The 16,624-nt window shown below is 66.9% G+C and carries 19 protein-coding genes and 1 pseudogene; 5 read left to right on the forward strand and 15 right to left on the reverse strand.

Annotated features, from left to right (window positions below):
• From HG262_RS26905 to HG262_RS26925, 5 genes and pseudogenes are all read right to left on the reverse strand, one after another.
• Positions 1–198: pseudogene (locus HG262_RS26905) on the reverse strand (anti-sigma factor); the annotation flags it as partial.
• A gap of 1 nt (position 199) precedes the next feature.
• A complete protein-coding gene (locus HG262_RS26910) occupies positions 200–712 on the reverse strand; it encodes an RNA polymerase sigma factor (RefSeq protein WP_169273927.1) in 513 nt (170 codons plus the stop codon).
• 33 nt (positions 713–745) lie between these two features.
• Positions 746–1,114, reverse strand: coding sequence for a hypothetical protein (locus HG262_RS26915; protein ID WP_169273928.1), 369 nt, complete (start codon positions 1,112–1,114; stop codon positions 746–748).
• Positions 1,115–1,208: 94 nt separating this feature from the next.
• Entirely contained in the window at positions 1,209–1,673 is a 465-nt protein-coding gene (locus HG262_RS26920; RefSeq protein WP_169273929.1) for a GNAT family N-acetyltransferase, read from the reverse strand.
• 4 nt (positions 1,674–1,677) lie between these two features.
• Positions 1,678–2,604: a LysR family transcriptional regulator gene (locus HG262_RS26925; protein WP_169273930.1), complete on the reverse strand. Its 927-nt coding sequence runs from the start codon at positions 2,602–2,604 to the stop codon at positions 1,678–1,680.
• A 61-nt stretch (positions 2,605–2,665) separates the two neighbouring features.
• Between HG262_RS26925 and HG262_RS26930 the strand changes: the two genes are divergently transcribed.
• The gene (locus tag HG262_RS26930; protein ID WP_169273931.1) at positions 2,666–3,790 is read left to right on the forward strand and encodes a 4-oxalomesaconate tautomerase; all 1,125 of its coding nucleotides are present in this window, start codon (positions 2,666–2,668) and stop codon (positions 3,788–3,790) included.
• A gap of 97 nt (positions 3,791–3,887) precedes the next feature.
• Positions 3,888–4,856, forward strand: coding sequence for a tripartite tricarboxylate transporter substrate binding protein (locus tag HG262_RS26935; protein WP_169273932.1), 969 nt, complete (start codon positions 3,888–3,890; stop codon positions 4,854–4,856).
• Between the two features lie 52 nt (positions 4,857–4,908).
• Here the strand turns inward: HG262_RS26935 and HG262_RS26940 are convergent, their stop codons facing one another.
• The 6 genes from HG262_RS26940 to HG262_RS26965 all read right to left on the reverse strand — a co-directional run bounded on the left by HG262_RS26940 (position 4,909) and on the right by HG262_RS26965 (position 11,132).
• Positions 4,909–6,288 carry a DUF1501 domain-containing protein gene (locus HG262_RS26940; RefSeq protein ID WP_169273933.1) on the reverse strand — a complete coding sequence of 460 codons (1,380 nt, stop codon included), beginning with the start codon at positions 6,286–6,288 and terminating at the stop codon, positions 4,909–4,911.
• On the reverse strand, positions 6,285–7,799 hold the full coding sequence (locus HG262_RS26945; protein ID WP_169273934.1) for a DUF1800 domain-containing protein: 1,515 nt from the start codon (positions 7,797–7,799) through the stop codon (positions 6,285–6,287). Before HG262_RS26945 ends, HG262_RS26940 begins: the two co-directional genes overlap by 4 nt.
• Positions 7,800–7,899: 100 nt before the next feature.
• Positions 7,900–8,604 carry an SDR family oxidoreductase gene (locus tag HG262_RS26950; protein ID WP_169273935.1) on the reverse strand — a complete coding sequence of 235 codons (705 nt, stop codon included), beginning with the start codon at positions 8,602–8,604 and terminating at the stop codon, positions 7,900–7,902.
• A 199-nt stretch (positions 8,605–8,803) separates the two neighbouring features.
• Entirely contained in the window at positions 8,804–9,253 is a 450-nt protein-coding gene (gene azu, locus HG262_RS26955; protein WP_211187795.1) for an azurin, read from the reverse strand.
• Between the two features lie 178 nt (positions 9,254–9,431).
• On the reverse strand, positions 9,432–10,754 hold the full coding sequence (locus HG262_RS26960; RefSeq protein WP_169273936.1) for a sorbosone dehydrogenase family protein: 1,323 nt from the start codon (positions 10,752–10,754) through the stop codon (positions 9,432–9,434).
• 66 nt (positions 10,755–10,820) lie between these two features.
• On the reverse strand, positions 10,821–11,132 hold the full coding sequence (locus tag HG262_RS26965; protein ID WP_169273937.1) for a PepSY domain-containing protein: 312 nt from the start codon (positions 11,130–11,132) through the stop codon (positions 10,821–10,823).
• Between the two features lie 221 nt (positions 11,133–11,353).
• Here HG262_RS26965 and HG262_RS26970 point away from each other — a divergent pair, with 221 nt between their 5' ends.
• Genes HG262_RS26970 through HG262_RS26980 form a run of 3 tightly spaced genes read left to right on the forward strand, consistent with a single transcriptional unit; the run spans position 11,354 to position 13,721 of the window.
• Entirely contained in the window at positions 11,354–11,674 is a 321-nt protein-coding gene (locus HG262_RS26970; RefSeq protein WP_248293516.1) for a PepSY domain-containing protein, read from the forward strand.
• The gene (locus HG262_RS26975) at positions 11,674–12,336 is read left to right on the forward strand and encodes a response regulator transcription factor (protein ID WP_169273939.1); all 663 of its coding nucleotides are present in this window, start codon (positions 11,674–11,676) and stop codon (positions 12,334–12,336) included. The genes HG262_RS26970 and HG262_RS26975 overlap by 1 nt, the downstream gene beginning before the upstream one ends.
• Positions 12,333–13,721, forward strand: a complete 1,389-nt coding sequence (locus tag HG262_RS26980; protein ID WP_169273940.1) for a sensor histidine kinase — start codon at positions 12,333–12,335, stop codon at positions 13,719–13,721. Before HG262_RS26975 ends, HG262_RS26980 begins: the two co-directional genes overlap by 4 nt.
• Positions 13,722–13,737: 16 nt before the next feature.
• Here the strand turns inward: HG262_RS26980 and HG262_RS26985 are convergent, their stop codons facing one another.
• The 4 genes from HG262_RS26985 to HG262_RS27000 all read right to left on the reverse strand — a co-directional run bounded on the left by HG262_RS26985 (position 13,738) and on the right by HG262_RS27000 (position 16,557).
• Entirely contained in the window at positions 13,738–14,166 is a 429-nt protein-coding gene (locus HG262_RS26985; protein WP_169273941.1) for a universal stress protein, read from the reverse strand.
• Between the two features lie 17 nt (positions 14,167–14,183).
• Positions 14,184–14,609 carry a universal stress protein gene (locus tag HG262_RS26990; RefSeq protein WP_169273942.1) on the reverse strand — a complete coding sequence of 142 codons (426 nt, stop codon included), beginning with the start codon at positions 14,607–14,609 and terminating at the stop codon, positions 14,184–14,186.
• Between the two features lie 124 nt (positions 14,610–14,733).
• Positions 14,734–15,537: a glutamate racemase gene (gene murI, locus HG262_RS26995; RefSeq protein WP_169273943.1), complete on the reverse strand. Its 804-nt coding sequence runs from the start codon at positions 15,535–15,537 to the stop codon at positions 14,734–14,736.
• 90 nt (positions 15,538–15,627) lie between these two features.
• Positions 15,628–16,557 (reverse strand): LysR family transcriptional regulator, encoded by a 930-nt coding sequence (locus HG262_RS27000; protein ID WP_169273944.1) that lies wholly within the window; start codon positions 16,555–16,557, stop codon positions 15,628–15,630.
• Positions 16,558–16,624 lie beyond the last annotated feature (67 nt).

Here is a 16,624-nt window from a genome sequence, read left to right on the forward strand (position 1 = left end):
GTCCAGCAGCGCATGTAGCGCGCGGCGCTGCGCCTGCCAGTCGTTCACGCGGGTCTGGTCTTGCGGATGCGCCGCCAGGAAGGCGTCCACGTCGGCACGGCGCGCGGGGAGAAGCTGGCCGTCCGCATAGGCATGCAGATCGGCTTCGGTGATGGGGGCGCCCGCGCCGGGGAGGGGATGGAGGTGTTTGTCGTTCATGTCATTTCACGCGATGCAGCCGGCTGACCGTGTCGCGTCCTTGCATCAGTGCGCCCAGTTTTTCACGGGCGCGCGACAGCCGGGACATGACCGTGCCGATGGGCACGTCCAGCACCTGGGCGGTCTCCTGGTAGGACAGGTCTTCCACGCAAATCAGCAACAGGACTTCCCGCTGCTCGGCCGGCAGGGCTTGCAGGCAGCGGTCCAGGTCGCGCACCTCCAGGTGGTCGGTCTGCGTGGCGCGCACCGGCGCATCGGGCATGTCGCCCGGAGCAGTCTGATCCGCCCGCCGGTTGCTGGCGCGCACGCCGTCGATGAAATGGTTATGCATGATGCCGAACATCCAGGCGCGGAGCTCCCCGCGCCGTTGCCATCGCGAATAGCGGCTCCATGCGCGCTCGAGCGTGTCCTGGACCAGGTCGTCGGCCCGGTGGAGGTCGCCTGTCAGCCCGCGGGCGTAACGCCGCAGGCTGGGGATGCAAGCGAGGATCAGGGCTTCGTCTTCGGCGCGCATGGACGCTGGGATGGCGGGGCGGGGCGGGCGGAGTCAGGGCTTGATGACGTGCCAGACGTCCTTGAAGTTGTCCCCGGTCTTGTCTCCCGGTTTGGTGTCCTTGGCGTACAGGTAGACGGGCTTGCCCTTGTGAGCCCATTGCTTGGAGCCGTCGTCGCGGGTGATGACCGTCAGGTCGCCCATGGGCTTGGCGTCGGCGGGCGCGGCGACCGGGGGCCAGATCTTGGCGCACTGGTCGTTGCAAGCGCTTTTGCCTCCGGCATCCTTGTCGAAGGTGTAGAGCGTCATGCCCGCGTTGTTGACCAGGATGCCGTCCTGGGTCTTGACGGCCTGGGCGTGGGCGCCGGCCGAGAACAGGGCGGCGGAACCGAGAACCAGGGCGGCGGCGATGTGATTGCGCATGTTGTGCCTCGTAGATAGGAAAGTGGGGGACTGCCCTCTACAGACGCCGGCCGTTGCGGGAATATTCCCGCCCCGACAAAAGAATTTGCAGAGTTCAGCCAACCGGCCGGGCGGTGCCCGGCTCGTATCGCATTTCAAACTCCAGCTCGGTCTCCTCGATGGGGGTGAAGCCCAGCGCCGTGTACAGGCGCTGGGCGGGGTTGCCCTTGAGCACGCTAAGGGTGACGGGCGCGCCTTCAGCGTCCGCCTGGTCCAGCACGCGCTCCAGCAGAAGGCGGCCCAGGCCTTGGCCTTGAAACGCCGGGTCGATCTGGATCTGCACAATGCGCCAGCCGGCCGGGTCACGGTAATGCTTGAAGAGCCCGGCGGGCCGGCCGTCCAGGCAGAGGATCTGGGCGTCGTCGAAGTGGTAGCGGATGCGCGCCAGATGGTGCTCGTCATCCAGCGGTGCGCCGGCGCGCTGCAAGTGTTCCTGCATGGTGGCTTTGCGCAGCGCCAGCAGGAAGGGCAGATCGTCGTCGGAGGCGGGTTGTAAAGCCAGGGAGTGGGGCAGAGTCATGAGGCTAGGGGTTGGGAGCGGGTTTGTGTTTGGCCGACTTGCCGGCTTGATGTATCAGGTTATAGAGCTGTTGGGCGGCGGGCGCCAGGGGGCGGCCGCGGCGGGCGATCAACCCGAGCGTGCGCGTGACGCGCGGATGTTCCAGCTTCACGCTGGTCAATGTGGCGTGGCCCGTCTGCGGCATGGCCAGTTGCGGTACGGCCGCCACGCCCAGGCCGGCTTCCACCAGCCCCAGCAGCGTCATGATGTGGCTGACTTCGAATGCGCTGACCGTGCGTTTGCCGCTTTTTGCCAGCGCGTCATCGATCAGCAGGCGGTTTCCGCTTTCCTTGGCGACTGTCATGAACCGTTCCTGCGCCAGCGCTTCCCAAGACACGCTGCGACGGCTGGCCAGCGGATGGTCACGGCGCACCGCCAGTACAAAGTCCTCGCGCAGCACCGCCTTGAAATCGACGTCCGGCTCTTGCGTGCCGAAAAAACTGATGCCAAAGTCGGCGCGGCCGGTCACCACGCTGTTCAGCACGGTATTGGCGGTTTCGTCGATGATGCGCACGCGGATGCGGGGAAAGCGTTCGGTGTAGTCGCGGATCACGGACGGCAAAAAATAATAGGCAACGGACGGCACGCAGGCCACCGTTACCAACCCGCCCCGCTGCGCGGCCAGGTCGCCGATGCTGAGCACGGCGCTTTCCAATTCGTCGATGGCGGCGCGGGCGCGTTCCAGGAAGACGCGTCCGACTTGCGTCAACGCCACTCGCCGCGTCGTGCGTTCCAGCAGGCGCGCGCCCAGGATGCTCTCCAGCTTGTCGATACGGCGGCTGAGCGCCGGTTGAGACAGGTGCAGGTCGTCGGCGGCGGCGCGAAAGCTGGCACGTTCCGCCACGGCCACGAAGGCCTGCAATTCCTGTAAATCAAAATTGATGCGTGCCATGCATTAATCCATCCGTAAGTTGCAATTCAAATAATAGCCGCACCGTCGCAGAATGGCGTCCATGGAAACCGTAATCCCTTGCGTACTGATGCGCGGCGGCACGTCGCGCGGCCCCTTTTTCTTGGGCGACTGGCTGCCGGCAGACCCCGTACAGCGCGACCAACTGCTGCTGAGCGCCATGGGCTCGCCCCATGCCTTGCAGGTCGACGGCATTGGCGGCGGCAACACGTTGACCAGCAAAGTCGCGATTGTGTCGCGTTCGACGCGCCCCGATTGTGATATCGACTATCTGTTTGCACAGGTGTCGGTAGACCGCGCCACGGTCGATACCCGGCCCAACTGCGGCAATATGCTGTCGGGCGCCGCGCCCTTTGCGATCGACGAAGGCCTGATCGCGGCGCGCCACGGCGTCACCCCGGTTCGGGTGCACAACGTCAACACGGGGGCAATCATCGAAGCGGTGGTGCAAACGCCGGGCGGCCACCTGACATACGAAGGCGAGGCGCGTATCGACGGCGTTGCCGGCGCGGCGGCGCCCGTTCGCTTGAATTTTCTGGATGCCTGGGGCGCGGTCACCGGCACGCTGTTTCCCAGCGGATCGCGCCAGGAAACGGTAGACGGCGTTGCGGTCACGCTGATCGATGCCGCCATGCCCATGGTGCTGATGCGCGCCCAAGATTTCGGCTTGCTAGGCGATGAAACGCCTGCGCAACTGGATGCGGATACCGCGTTGCTGGAGCGCATGGAGCGTATACGCCGGGAGGCGGGCCTCCGGATGGGCCTGGGCGATGTGTCCCAAAGCGTCATCCCCAAACCCGTGCTGCTGGCGCCGTCGGATTCCTCCGGCGGGCTGGCTTTGCGATCACGTTATTTCACGCCGCGCGCCTGCCATCGATCGCATGCGGCGACGGGGGCCGTGGGGGTGGCAAGCGCGTTCCTCATGCCCGGCACCGTGGCGCACGATTGCGGCGGCCCGGCCGTGCGGGCGGGCTACCGCAGCGTGCGGATCGAACATCCGTCAGGCGCCATGGATATCGATGTGGAACTAGACCCCGCAAGCGGCGTTGTGCGGGCGGCCGGCTTGATGCGCACCGCGCGCAAGATCATGAAAGGCCTGTTGTATGTGCCGGGCCACTACGTTCTGGCGGGCGCGCAGCGCCACCAGGAGGCGCGCGCCGCCGCCTAGTTGCGGCGGGCAGCGCACGCGATACGTCTTGACCGTTAAAGCGGCCCGCAAAGAGGCCCCTTACACAAAAACCAATGATCCCTCTGGAGACAACATCATGAAGTGCCATCCCCTGAAAACCGCCTGCGCGGCAGCCTTGCTGCTGGTGCTGAGCGCAACGGCGCATGCCGCCTATCCCGAACGCCCGATCACGCTGGTCGTGCCGACTGCCGCTGGTGGCGGCAATGATGTGCTGGCGCGCGTGGTCGGCCAGAAGGTGGGCGAACTGCTGGGGCAGACCGTCATCGTCATCAACAAGCCTGGGGCGCAGGGCGCAATTGCCTCTGACTACGTGGCGCGCCAGCCCGCCGACGGCTATACCTTGATACTCGGATATATCGGCACGCACGGCATCAATCCTGCCATGCAGAAGTTGAACTACGACCCGGTCAAGGACTTCACGCCGATCGGCATGGTGGCGGATTCCCCCACCATCATGGTCGTGACCAGCCGCCTGCCGGTGCATGATGTGGCGGGTCTGGTGAAATACGGCCATGACAATCCCGAGGCGCTCAGCTTCGCGTCCGCAGGGCCCGGCACCGCGCCGGCGATTGCAGGTGAACTCTTTAACCTGGCGACGGGCACACAGATGCTGGACGTGCCGTACAAAGGTTCGGCGCCTGCCTTGTCGGACACGCTGTCCGGCACCACGCAGGTGATGTTCCCCAGTTTGTTCAGCGTGTACCCGCATCTGAAGTCCGGCATGATCCAGGCGCTGGCGGTGGCGGGTTCCACCCGCACGGCGGCGCTGCCCGACTTGCCCACGCTGGCCGAGGCCGGCGTGCCGGGCGTGGATGTGCCGCAGTGGTACGCGATCTTCGCGCCGGCCAAGGCGGATGCCGCCGTCGTCGCCACGTTGAACAAGGCGTTGAATCAAGCCTTGGCGGACCCGGCAGTCGCGAAGAAGATTGGCGAACAAGGCGCCGAGGTGCGCCGCGGCACGCCCGCCGAATTGGGCGCGTTTGTCGAAAGCGAAGCCGTACGCTGGAAGCAACTGGCGGCCAACCGGCAGTTGGCGGCTCGGTAGCCAGGCGTCGTCAACGTTGATGCGGCGGGCAGATGGCCAATGCCGTTGCGCATCATGCGCTGGGCAACAGGGCCAGCCCCTCCGCATCAAAATTCTTCAAGTTTGGAAACACCAGCCGCAATTCCTCGCGGCCAGCGCCGAACCAGCGGCCCAGCGATGCGCCCAGCTGGTCCACCGCCAGCGTGGGCAGCAAGCGCCCGTTGTCGACGAAGCCGGGGCCATTCAGGGCGATCTCGGGATGCGTGCCGTAGCTGCGGCCGCCATTGACTGCGCCGCCCAGAACCAGATGGTGCGAGCCCCAGCCGTGATCCGACCCGTTGCCATTGGACCCCAGCGTGCGCCCGAACTCGGACGCCGTGAAGGTGGTGACCTGATCGGCTACGCCCAGTGTCGTCAACGCCTGCTGGAATACCGCCAGGGACTGCCCCAGTTCCCGCAGCAGCGCCGGGTGGGTGTCATTCAAACCGGTGTGATTGTCATAGCCGTTCTGCGACACAAAGAACACTTGTCGCCGTGCGCCCAAGGCTTGGCGCGCGCCGATGATGCGCGCCACGATCTTCAACTGCTGGGCCAGCGGCGATCCGAAATCGCCCGGTACCGCCACATCGGCCAGCGCGGCACGCAAGCGGGTGTCGGCGTCAATGGACTGCGCGGCGATGCGCGACAGTTCGCGTTCCATCAGGTGCTCGCGCGGTTGTGTGATCAGTTGGCGTAGCAGCGCCGTGCAGGCGCTGGAGCCGTACATGTCGCGGTGCAACAGTTCAATCGGCGTGGACCCGTGGATGCCGACGCGGTATCCGGCGACCTTATGCCCGGCCAGCAGCACGGTGCTGCCGCCTGCCGTGATACCGGTGAACGTGCGCTGCGCGTTGGCGCCGGCGAACAAGTCCGTGAGCCGGCCGCCCCAGCCGGATGAAGCACCCTCGGGCGCCAGCGCCTGCCAATACGATTGCTGGTCGTTATGCGAAAACAGCTTGGGCGGCAGTGGCACGCGGGCGCTGATGTATTCCGCTTTGGTGGTGGGAACCACTAGCGGTCCCACATTCAACAGCACCGCCATCTGGCCGCTTTCGTACAGCGGCGCAAGCGGGGCCAGCGCGGGCGCCAGCGCAAACTGCGCGCCGCCTGGCTCGGCCGCCTTGCCGCGCAGCGCAGTGGCGCGCAGCGTGTCGCGCCGTAGTGCGATGTCTGTGCGCGCCGCAGCGTAGGCGCGGTACGCGGCATCGTCAAAGGGCACCAGCGTATTGAAGGGATCGTTGCCGCCGTACAGGAACACGCACACCAGCGCCTTGTAGGACGGGGGGGCGGACTGGGCGGCGGCTGCGCCCAGCGCCGCAAGGTTCAATGCCAGGGGCGCGGCCGCACCGGTCGCGCCCAAGGCGCAGGCGCGCAGCAGAAAGGCGCGGCGGTCGGCATCGTGGGGCTGCGTCATTTCTGCACCAGGTATTCAGGGGTGGCGGCGACCAGCAATATCGCGGCGCGTACGCGGTCGCGCGGCCGGCTGGCGGGCAGGGTGGCGACGGCGCCGGCAATGGCGCCTGCGGTCTGCGCGCTGAACGCATCGCCCGCCAATAGCAGCACGACGCGCGCCACCAACGCTTGCGGGTCGTCCGCCAACGCGATCTCTGGCGCATAGGAGGTCTGCAAGTCTTCCCACCCCCGGTCGGCGTAGATCGCCAAAAAGTTCAGGTAGCCCGCGATGCTGGTCTCGTCCGTGATCTGCATTTCAGGGGCTACCAGGTGCCGCTTGGACAGTTCGGTGACGGGCGGGGAATACCGGGGCCGGAAGAAGTTGAAGACCGTGGCCGACCGCATTGGGCTTTGCGCCAGCCGTATCGTGTTGTCGGTGGTGTCGGGCATGGCCCACGCGCCATTGGTCGACGTGGCGCCGAAGGCGCGCGCCCAACCCGAGAATCGCAGGATGGGTTCGCGCACTTTGCCCCAGGCGGGGTCGTTCAAATCGGGGTTGCGCGCTTCCGGGTCCAGCAAAATCGCGCGCACCACCGCTTTAAGGTTGCCGCGCTCGCCCTTGCCGTCGTCATTGAACGCGATCGACACGCGCGCCACATAAGCGGGGCTGGGGTTGCTGGTGACCAGCCGCTGGATCAGCTGCATGCCGATGAACGGCCCCACGTTTGGATGCGCGCAGATGACGTCCATGGCGCGCTTGAGCGACAGATGTCCATCCGTGCCAGGCGGAATGACCGCGCCCAGAAAGCGCTTTTCGGCCATCGAGTGCTGGGCGTTGTTCAGCGCCATGGGCCGCCGGTGGAATTCCACGTCGGTCTCCGGCCCGTTGATATCCCATCCCGTGAACACCTTGGCCAGCCCCTGGACGTCGGCATTCGTGTACGTTTCGACGGGTGCGCCGTCCACCTTTCTGACCGTGCCGTCCGGGGCCAGCTCCAGCAGGCCGATGCTGAACAACTGCATGACCTCGCGTGCGTAGTTTTCGTCGGGGTGGCGGCCGGTCTTGGGGTCTTCCTTGCGGTTGCCGCGATAGGTCAGCATGCAGCCCATCGACAGGTTCTTGGTGACGGCGGTGAGCAGATCCTGGTAATTTCCCAACGCGTGTTCGGCCAGCAGGTCCATGAAACCCGCCGCGCCGAACAGCGGCCACGACGCCGTGATGGATTGCACGCCCACGACGAAGATCTCGGACAGCGCGAACGCCACGCGCGTGCGTACCTGGTCTTCGGCGCTGATGAATTTGCGCCAGAGCGTGGATTCCAGCGGCGCATTGATGCCGTTACCCTTGAAGGCCTCGGTGTTTGTCTTCTGTTGCAGCAGCCAGTCGAAATGCGTCTGCGACGGCGGCATCGCCAGCTGGGCATCCAGCCAGGGGGCGTAGCCGTCGCGCACAACCGCGTCAATCTGTGAGGGGGTGGGCCCGAAGGTGGCTTGCGCCAGAAAGCGCGACGCCTGGCCCGGGGTGACAGTCATCGCCAACCTCTCGTCGAATGCGAAAAACTACGGTACTGAACCGCGCCGCGCGGTTCAATACCGTCATTCGGACGAGAGGCTTAGTCCATAAGCATGAGATTCAGACCGAGCGCGTGATGCCGCCGTCGATGCGGATGTTCTGGCCGGTGATATAGGACGACGCGTCGGACGCCAGGAACGCGATCAGGTCGGCCACTTCTTCGGCGGTGCCATAGCGGCCCATCGGGATGCGCACGCGGCGGTCGTCTTTTTCCGGCAGACTGTCGATAAAGCCCGGCAGCACATTGTTCATCCGCACATTGTGTTCGGCGTATTCGTCGGAGAACACCTTGGTGAACGCGGCCAGGCCGGCACGGAACACGCCGGACGTCGGGAACAGCGCCTCGGGTTCGAAGGTGGCGTAGGTCGAGATGTTGACGATGGCGCCCGACTTCTGCTGCTTCATCACCGGTGCGACCAGGCGCGTGATGCGCACCACGTTCAGCAGGTAGAACTCCATGCCCAGATGCCAGTCGTCATCGCTGATTTCCAGGAGCGGGCCTTTCGGGCCATGTCCTGCGCTGTTGACCACGGCGTCCACGCGGCCCCATGTCTGCAAGGTGGTTTCCACCAGGCGGGCCAGGTCTTCAGGCGAACGGTTGGAGCCGGTGACGCCCAGTCCGCCCAGTTCCTGCGCCAGGGTTTCGCCTTTGCCGGACGAAGACAAGATGGCCACGCGGTATCCATCGGCCGCCAGCTTGCGCGCCGCCGCGGCGCCCATGCCGCTACCGCCCGCCGTCACGATTGCTACCTTTTCCGTGCTCATGCCTGCTCCTTTTCCGTGTTGTCGAGGAAGCGGCCATTGTAGGGGGGCGGATCGCGGCGGGGGCCGGTTCCCGCGTTGGCGGCAGGGGCGCCGTGACGCTGTCCGCACCCCTCAGGTAAACGGGCCCCGCAGCCCTGGCGAACCAGGGGCGCGGGGCCCGTGCAGGCAACCCTCAGGGCGGCATGCCGCCCCGGGCAGGTCAGTCGACCAGCTTTAACGTGCCCTTCATCAGCGCGAAGTGGCCGGGGAAGGAGCAGAAGAAGGTGTAGTCGGTGCCGGCGGCAAGCTTGCTGACGTCGAACGTGACGGAATCCGTCTGGCCGCCGCCGATGACCTTGGTGTGGGCGATGACGCGGGCGTCGTCTTTCTTGACGTAGTCGTTGTCCAGGCCGGCCGCCATGCCGTCGTTCACCGCGCCTTGCATGTCGGCCGTGGTGGTCAGGACCCAGTTGTGGCCCATGACATTCTTGGCAAGGGTGCCGGGGTGCTTCAGGTTCACGGTGAACTGCTTGCAGCTCTTGCTGACCGTGATTTCCTTCTTGTCGAACTGCATCTGGTCATTGCCGGCGATATCGACCGAGCACTCGGCCGCCAGGACCGGGGCCGACGCGACAGCGAGGACCGCCGCGACGCAGAGTTTCTTGAACATCATATTCATGCCTCCAATGTTTCGAGGGGAGCGGAATTTCCGGCCAGCGCAATGTGCGGCGGACCGGCGACACCACATTCTCGCCCCACTGTACGCCAGAATTCGCGACGTTACCCGCAAGGGGTTTGACCGAACGCAAGGGGGCCGGCATTGGCTTGCGCCGGCGGCCCCTGAAACGTCACAGTTTCGGGCTGACCCGCCAGATCACGTTGCCCACGTCGTCGGCCACCAGCAGATCGCCCTGGCTGTCGACGGCCACGCCCACGGGCCGGCCCTGCGCCTGCCCGCTTTCGTTCAAGAATCCCGTCAGCACGTCGCGGGCCTCGCCGGCGGGCGCGTTGCCCGCGAACGGGACGAAGATCACCTTGTAGCCGCTGCGCGGGTCGCGGTTCCACGAGCCGTGCTGGCCCACGAACATGCCGCCGGCGAAAGGGGCGGGCAGCCGGGTGTCGCCCGACCACGCCAGTCCCAGCGACGCCGTGTGCGGGCCCAGCGCATAGTCGGGCACGATGGCGCGCGCCACCAGGTCGGGCCGAGGCGGCGTGACGCGGGTGTCGACGTGCTGGCCGAAGTAGCTGTACGGCCAGCCATAGAAGCCGCCGTCGCGTACCGATGTCATGTAGTCGGGCACCAGGTCGCTGCCCAGTTCGTCGCGTTCGTTCACGGCGGTCCACAGGGTCTTGCGGTCGGGCGCCCAGGCCATGCCGACCGGGTTGCGCAGGCCGGTGGCGTACAAGCGCTTCGCGCCGCTGGCCACGTCGATTTCCCAAATGGCAGCGCGGCCTGCTTCGATCTCCATGCCGTTTTCGGCGACATTGCTGTTGGACCCCACGGAGACGTACAGCTTGCGGCCATCGGGGCTGGCGATCAGGTTCTTGGTCCAGTGGTGATTGATGCCGGCGGGCAGGTCCGTGACTTTCACGCCCGGGGCCGAAATCTGCGTTTGCCCGGGTTCGTACGGAAAGCGCAGGACGGCGTCGGCGTTGGCGACGTACAGCTGATCGCCGATCAGCGCCATGCCGAAGGGCGAGTTCAAGCCCTGCAGCAATACGCTGCGGGTCTCTGCGACCCCGTCGTGGTCGGCGTCCCGCAGCAAGGTGATGCGGTTGGCGCTGGGCCTGCGGGCGCCCGCGCGCTTCATGATGATGCCGGCGGCCCACGCTTTGATCCCCCCGGAGGCGTCTTCGGGCTTGGGCGGCGCGTTGGTCTCGGCGACCAGTACGTCGCCATTGGGCAGCACATGCAACCAGCGGGGATGGTCAAGCCCGCTGGCGAAGGCGTTCACGCCCAGGCCAGCCGCCGCCACGGGCTGCGCGCCCGCGATCCAGCCCACGGCCTTCGCGGTGTTGACGGTGGGGATGACAGTAGTGTTGGGAGGGGGCAGCCTGGGCGTCGGCCCCATGCCCGCCTCGACAGGCAGGGTGGCGACTTCGCCGCAGGCGTTCAGCGCGGCCAGCGCCAGGGCCAGGCTGGCCGCCGCCAGGATACGCGGGACGGGCATGATGCGACTCCAGGGCTATCGGTGCATTCCATCATACTCATACGTCCTGCCCGCCATGCGCCCGATTCAGTCGTCGAAGCGGCTGCGCGTGACCGCGCCCGATTGCGGGTCGACATACAGCTTCACGCGCTGGCCCTGCGGGTCATACGCCTTGACCTCGTATCCGTGCTTGCTGGAGCGCTCGATCTCGGAGATATTGCGGTAGCCGGCGGCTTCCATCTTGTCGTAGACCTGGCGGATCGTCAGCATCGGCGCGGCGGGGGCGACGGCGGCCGGGGTGGTGGCCGGGGCCGCGGCCTGGGCGTGGGCCGCCGTGCCCGCGACCAGGGCGGAAGCGCCGATTGCCAGGGCGGCCAGGGTGTTCTGAATGCGCGTCATGATGGGTAGCTCCTAGGATGAAGGGGAATAATGAAGGGAAAAAGCAGGCCGTTGTCGCGACCTTGTGCCCATTATTCGGGTTGGCGCATGAACCTTTTCTGAAGCGGCCGTTCATGCTGGGTTCATGCTTGGCGCGGTATAAAAGATGATCCATCCCCCAATTTTCAAGAGGTCCGGCATTGCGGCAGCCCCTTTCGACCCGGCGCAAACGCGGCGGCTTCCTGTTGTCCGGCGGCGTGCTGGCGCTGGCGCTCATCGCGGGGCCGGTCAGCGGGCTGGCCGGCGATAGCGACCACGAACGCGCCCGCCAGGCGCTGGAAGCCGGCAAGGTATTGCCGCTGGGCGCGGTGCTGGATATTGTCGAACGCGATTTCCCCGGGCAGGTCGTCAAGGTCGAGTTCGAAGAGGACGACGACGAATTCATCTACGAGATCCGGGTGCTGCAAAGCGGCGGGGGCATCCTGAAGCTGAAGATCGACGCGCGCGACGGCGCGCTGCTGGCCGTCAAGGGCCGCGACATCAAATTCAAGGGCAAGGACTGATGCGCATACTGGTGGTGGAAGACGAACCCACGCTGGCCGGCCAACTGGCCGATGCGCTGCGCGGCGCGGGCTATACCGTGGACGTGGCCGGAGACGGCGAATCGGCACGATTCCTGGGCGACGTGGAGGCGTTCGACGCCGTGGTGCTTGACCTGGGGCTGCCGGTCATGGACGGGCTTACCGTGCTTAAGCTGTGGCGCGCCGCCCAGCGCAATATGCCGGTGCTGATCCTGACCGCGCGCGACAACTGGCACGAGAAAGTGGCCGGCATCGACGCCGGCGCCGACGACTACCTGACCAAACCTTTTCACATGGAAGAACTGCTGGCGAGGGTGCGCGCGCTGTTGCGGCGCAGTACGGCACATGCCAGCGCGCAATGGCGTTGCGGCCCGCTGATGCTGGACACGCGCCAGGCCAAGGTCACGATCGACGGCCAGGCGCTGACTTTGACCAGCCACGAATTCAAGGTGCTGTCGGTGCTGATGCAGCGCGCAGGCGAGGTCGTGTCGCGCACCGAGCTGGTCGAGCACATCTATGCGCAAGACTTCGACCGCGACTCCAACACCATCGACGTGTTCATCGGTCGCTTGCGCAAGAAGCTGCCCCCCGACACCATCGAAACCGTGCGCGGGCTGGGCTACCGGCTGGCGGCGCAGGGATGAAGCCCGCGCGCGCGGGCATGCTGGGTTCGCTGCGGCTGCGACTCCTGGCCGGCACGCTGGCCTGGATCCTCGTGTCCGTGGCCCTGGCCGGCTGGGGGCTTGCCAGCCTGTTCCGCCAGCACATCACTCAGCAACTGCAGGCCGAGCTGACTCTGCACCTGAATCAGTTGACGGCGGCGGTCAACGCCGGCGCGGATGGCCGTCCGGTGGTGGACCCGCCGCCGAACGATCCGCGCCTGGAGCAGCCGCTGTCGGGCCTGTACTGGCAGGTCGACCGACTGGCCGACGGTGGCCGGCCGGCGTTGATCGGCGCGGCGCGTTCGCGGTCGCTGTGGGACCAGACACTTGACACCCCGGAGGCTTCCGACCAGGCAGCCCCGGCCGGGGACCAGACGTATGACATCGCGGGACCTGCCGGGCGCCGCCTGGAAGCCGTGGCGCGCATCCTGAAGCCGGCCGAAGAGGACGCCGCGCCTCTGCGCCTGGTGGTGGCGGCCGACCGCCGCGTGCTGGCCGAGCCCATCGGGCGCTTCAACCACATGCTGGCCATCGCGCTGGGCGCGCTTGCCGCCGGGCTGACGGCGGCAGCGGTGGTGCAGGTGGTGGTCGGCCTGCGGCCGCTGGCTCGCCTGCGGCGCCAGCTGGCAAAGCAGAGCGCCGGCAGCAGCCGCATCGACGGCCGCTTTCCCAGCGAGATCCAGCCGCTGGTCGACGACTTCAACAAGGTGCTGGCGATGAACGCCGAAATCGTGCAGCGCGCGCGGACGCAGGCCGGCAACCTGGCGCACGCGGTCAAGACGCCGCTGACCATCCTGGCCAACGCGGCATCCCGGGAGGGCAGCGTGCCGGCGTCGCTGGTGCAAGAACAGGTGGGGATGGCGAACCGGCAGATCGACCATCACCTGGCACGTGCGCGGGCGGCCGCCTCGTCGGGCGCTGCCGATGGCCGCGCGCCGTTGCTGGACGCGGTCGAGGGGCTGGTGCGCGTTATGCAGCGCTTGTACGCGCAACGCGGCCTGCGCATCGGGATAGCGGGAATTTCCCCGGACCTGGTTTTTCGGGGCGAGCAGCAAGACCTGCAAGAAATCTTGGGCAACCTGCTGGACAACGCCTGCAAATGGGCGGCGGGGGAGGTCCGCGTCACGGCGGAACTGGCAGGCGCGGGGCGCCTGCTGCTGCATATCGATGACGATGGCCCGGGCATCGGCGACCACGAGCGCGAACGCATTTTCCTGCGAGGGGTGCGCATGGACGAGCAATTGCCCGGTTCGGGCCTGGGCCTGGATATCGTGCGCGACCTGGCGGGCACCTATGGTGGCGAGGTCCGTGCCGGACGCTCGCCGCTGGGCGGGCTGCGGGTGTCCTTGTGGCTGCCCGCCGCCTGAGCGCCGCCCCAGCGCCTTACTTCACCAGCGTGACCGGCACCTCCGCCAACTGCAGCACCTGATTGGCGACCGAGCCGATCAGGATGTTGGCCAGGGTGCCGTTGCCGCGCGTGCCCATGACGATGCGGGCGCAGCCGTGATCGCGGGCATAGCCGGCGATTTCGGTGGCGGCGTGGCCGAATTCGACATGGCTGGTGTAGTCGACGCCGGCCGCGTCCAGCAGCTGGCGCGCGTCGTTGGTGGCCTCTTGCCCTTCGCGGGCGTAGAACTCGTCGATCATGTCTTGCGTGATCAGCCGCGACAGGCCGGCACGCCCTTGGGTGGGCGTCTGGACATTCAGGAGGTGGATGCGGGCGGATGCGGCGCCCGCGGCCAGCTGGCGGGCGTACAGCACGGCGCGGTTGGCATTGTCGGAGCCGTCGACGGGGACCAGGATGTTCAGCATGGATGCTCCTTGATGCGTTACTTGACCAGCGTGACGGGCAATGCCGTCAGGTGCAGGACACGGGTGGCGACGGATCCCATGAAGAGCGACGAGACCGAACCCAAACCGCGCGAGCCCATGTAGATCTCGTCGGCGCCCGTTTCGTCGGCGATGCGGGCGATGGTCTCGGCGGTGGCGCCGATTTCGACACGGGCATCGAAGGGCACACCGGCCTTTGATAGCAAGCCGCTGGCTTCCTGCAAGGCGGCGCGGCCCTCTTCCTGGTAATAGGCGTCGATCTCGGCTTGCGACAGGCCGCGGCCGATCTTGCCGGATTTCAGGGGGATCTGGACGCTGAGCAGGTCCACGCGTTCGACCGGGTCATAGGCGCGTGCGGTCAACATGGCCTGGACGGCGTGGATGGCGGGTTGCGAGCCATCCACGGGAATCAGGATGCGTTTCATCGTCGTCTCCTTATTGTGTGCGAGCCGCGGAAGGCGGAGGCTTCTACTGTATTCGAATTATTCGCCTGTTTTGGCCGCCGGGCCATGCGCCGGATCAACCCGCCCGCCTGCCGCGGGAACCGGGTCAGCGCCAGCGCTCGGGCGTGGCGGCAGCCTCCATCGGCATGCCCAACAGGCGGCTGGCCAGCGCCGCCAGCGCCGGTGCGTCGCCAGTGGTCTCAAGCTGCGTGTCCCCCGTGCCCGCCCCACGCAGCAGGCCGCGTTCCTGCAACTGATGCCGCAGCCAACGGGCCACGGGCGATCCGGTTTCCAGCAGCGGCACGCCGGGGCCGGCCGCTGCCTGGATCGCATCGCGCAGGAACGGGAAATGGGTGCATCCCAGCACCAGCACATCGGCGCCGGCCGCGCGCAGTTCCGCCACCGGCACGCGCACGGCGGCGTCGACGCGGGGGCCGGCAAGTTCGCCTTGTTCGACCAGCCCGACCCATTCCGGGCAAGGCCGCAACAGAATGCGCACTTCGGGCGCTTCGCGCTGGACCAGCGCGGCGAACTTGGGGCTGGCCAAGGTGCCGGTGGTGGCGAACACGCCCACGACGCCGCTGTGCGTCAGGTGGGCGGCGGGCTTGATGGCGGGTTCCACGCCGATGATGATCAGATCGGGATGGCGGCGCCGCAACTGCGCGATGGCCGCGGCCGTGGCGGTATTGCAGGCCACCACCACGGCTTTCGCCTGGCGCGAGACGAAGTAATCGGTCAGCGCGTGGGCGCGCTCCAGGACGAAGGCCTGCGTCTTTTCACCATAGGGCACGTGGGCAGAGTCGGCCACGTACAGCAGCGATTCTTGGGGCAGGGCGTCGCGGATCGCGCGCAGCACGCTCAGGCCGCCGACGCCGGAGTCGTACACGCCGATAGGGGATTCGGGAAACATGGTCGAAATGCGGAGGAGCAGGTGTCTGGCCGGGATGTCAGGCAGGGATGTCGGGCAGTGTAGCGCCGCGCCAGGGCGCGGGCAGGGCGGCTAGGAGGCGAGCGGCGCGGCTTGGGCGCGGTGGCGGCGCACTTCCTCGATCAGCTTGCGGGCGGCGCCGGACTGCGGTGCGTCGCGCCAGATCAGGTTCAGGGGGGCGCGCAGTTCGACCGGCTCCGTCACGCTGACGTACACCACGCCTTCGATGTTCACGCGGCGCAGCGAGGCGGGCACCAGCGACACGCCCAGGCCCGCCGCCACCAGGCTCAAGGTGGACAGCATGCGGGGCGCTTCCTGCGCGATGCGGGGGCTGAAGCCCGATGCGCTGCACGCGGTGATGATGGCGTCGTATAGCCCCGGGCCGCTGTGCCGGCGGTACAGGATCAGGGATTCCTCGGCCAACTCGGACAGCGCGATGTGCCGGCGCGTGCGGCCCTTGACCGCGGGGTGGTCGGCGGGAAACGCCGCCAACATGGTCTCTTCCAGCACGGTTTCTTCGACCACGCCCGGGCCGGGTCCGTACGAACCCCGGATAAATGCCACGTCCACGCGGCCTTCGCTGACCGCTTCGCGCAGTTCGCCGGTGCTGCTTTCCTCAAGCACCAGCCGCACGTTCGGCGCGCTTTCGCGGAAGCGCCGGATCACCGACGGCACAAAGGGGTGGAACGCCGCCGATCCGGTGAAGCCCACCGTCAGCCGGCCGGCTTCGCCCTGGGATACGCGGCGCACCCCGTCCACGGCCTGATCCACCAGCGCGATGATGTTGCGTGCGTCGTCGACCAGGGCGCGGCCGCTTTCCGTCAGTTCCATGCCGCGCGGCAAGCGGTGAAAGAGCGTCACGCCCAATTCCTGCTCCAGCACGCGGATCTGCTGGCTGAGCGGCGGTTGGCGGATGCCCAGCCGGGCGGCGGCCTTGGTCAGATGGGATTCCTCGGCCACGGCCAGGAAGTAGCGTAGAAGACGCAGATCGACTGATGCCATATGTAATGGATATGATTTGTTAGGTGGTCATATATTAGACATTATCTGACGCGAAGAGTAGGCTGAC

It is taken from the genome of Achromobacter sp. Bel, assembly GCF_012928505.1.
Taxonomy (GTDB): Bacteria; Pseudomonadota; Gammaproteobacteria; order Burkholderiales; family Burkholderiaceae_B; genus Achromobacter.

Excerpts from the sequence above, each read along its gene's own strand:
- HG262_RS26930 (WP_169273931.1), top strand. The coding sequence starts at position 2,666 with ATGGAAACCGTAATCCCTTGCGTACTGATGCGCGGCGGCACGTCGCGC.
- HG262_RS26980 (WP_169273940.1), top strand. The coding sequence starts at position 12,333 with ATGAAGCCCGCGCGCGCGGGCATGCTGGGTTCGCTGCGGCTGCGACTC.
- HG262_RS26935 (WP_169273932.1), top strand. The coding sequence starts at position 3,888 with ATGAAGTGCCATCCCCTGAAAACCGCCTGCGCGGCAGCCTTGCTGCTG.
- HG262_RS26985 (WP_169273941.1), bottom strand. The coding sequence starts at position 14,166 with ATGCTGAACATCCTGGTCCCCGTCGACGGCTCCGACAATGCCAACCGC.
- azu (WP_211187795.1), bottom strand. The coding sequence starts at position 9,253 with ATGTTCAAGAAACTCTGCGTCGCGGCGGTCCTCGCTGTCGCGTCGGCC.
- HG262_RS26975 (WP_169273939.1), top strand. The coding sequence starts at position 11,674 with ATGCGCATACTGGTGGTGGAAGACGAACCCACGCTGGCCGGCCAACTG.
- HG262_RS26945 (WP_169273934.1), bottom strand. The coding sequence starts at position 7,799 with ATGACTGTCACCCCGGGCCAGGCGTCGCGCTTTCTGGCGCAAGCCACC.
- HG262_RS26910 (WP_169273927.1), bottom strand. The coding sequence starts at position 712 with ATGCGCGCCGAAGACGAAGCCCTGATCCTCGCTTGCATCCCCAGCCTG.
- HG262_RS26965 (WP_169273937.1), bottom strand. The coding sequence starts at position 11,132 with ATGACGCGCATTCAGAACACCCTGGCCGCCCTGGCAATCGGCGCTTCC.
- HG262_RS26915 (WP_169273928.1), bottom strand. The coding sequence starts at position 1,114 with ATGCGCAATCACATCGCCGCCGCCCTGGTTCTCGGTTCCGCCGCCCTG.
- HG262_RS26920 (WP_169273929.1), bottom strand. The coding sequence starts at position 1,673 with ATGACTCTGCCCCACTCCCTGGCTTTACAACCCGCCTCCGACGACGAT.
- HG262_RS27000 (WP_169273944.1), bottom strand. The coding sequence starts at position 16,557 with ATGGCATCAGTCGATCTGCGTCTTCTACGCTACTTCCTGGCCGTGGCC.
- HG262_RS26960 (WP_169273936.1), bottom strand. The coding sequence starts at position 10,754 with ATGCCCGTCCCGCGTATCCTGGCGGCGGCCAGCCTGGCCCTGGCGCTG.
- murI (WP_169273943.1), bottom strand. The coding sequence starts at position 15,537 with ATGTTTCCCGAATCCCCTATCGGCGTGTACGACTCCGGCGTCGGCGGC.
- HG262_RS26990 (WP_169273942.1), bottom strand. The coding sequence starts at position 14,609 with ATGAAACGCATCCTGATTCCCGTGGATGGCTCGCAACCCGCCATCCAC.
- HG262_RS26940 (WP_169273933.1), bottom strand. The coding sequence starts at position 6,288 with ATGACGCAGCCCCACGATGCCGACCGCCGCGCCTTTCTGCTGCGCGCC.
- HG262_RS26925 (WP_169273930.1), bottom strand. The coding sequence starts at position 2,604 with ATGGCACGCATCAATTTTGATTTACAGGAATTGCAGGCCTTCGTGGCC.
- HG262_RS26950 (WP_169273935.1), bottom strand. The coding sequence starts at position 8,604 with ATGAGCACGGAAAAGGTAGCAATCGTGACGGCGGGCGGTAGCGGCATG.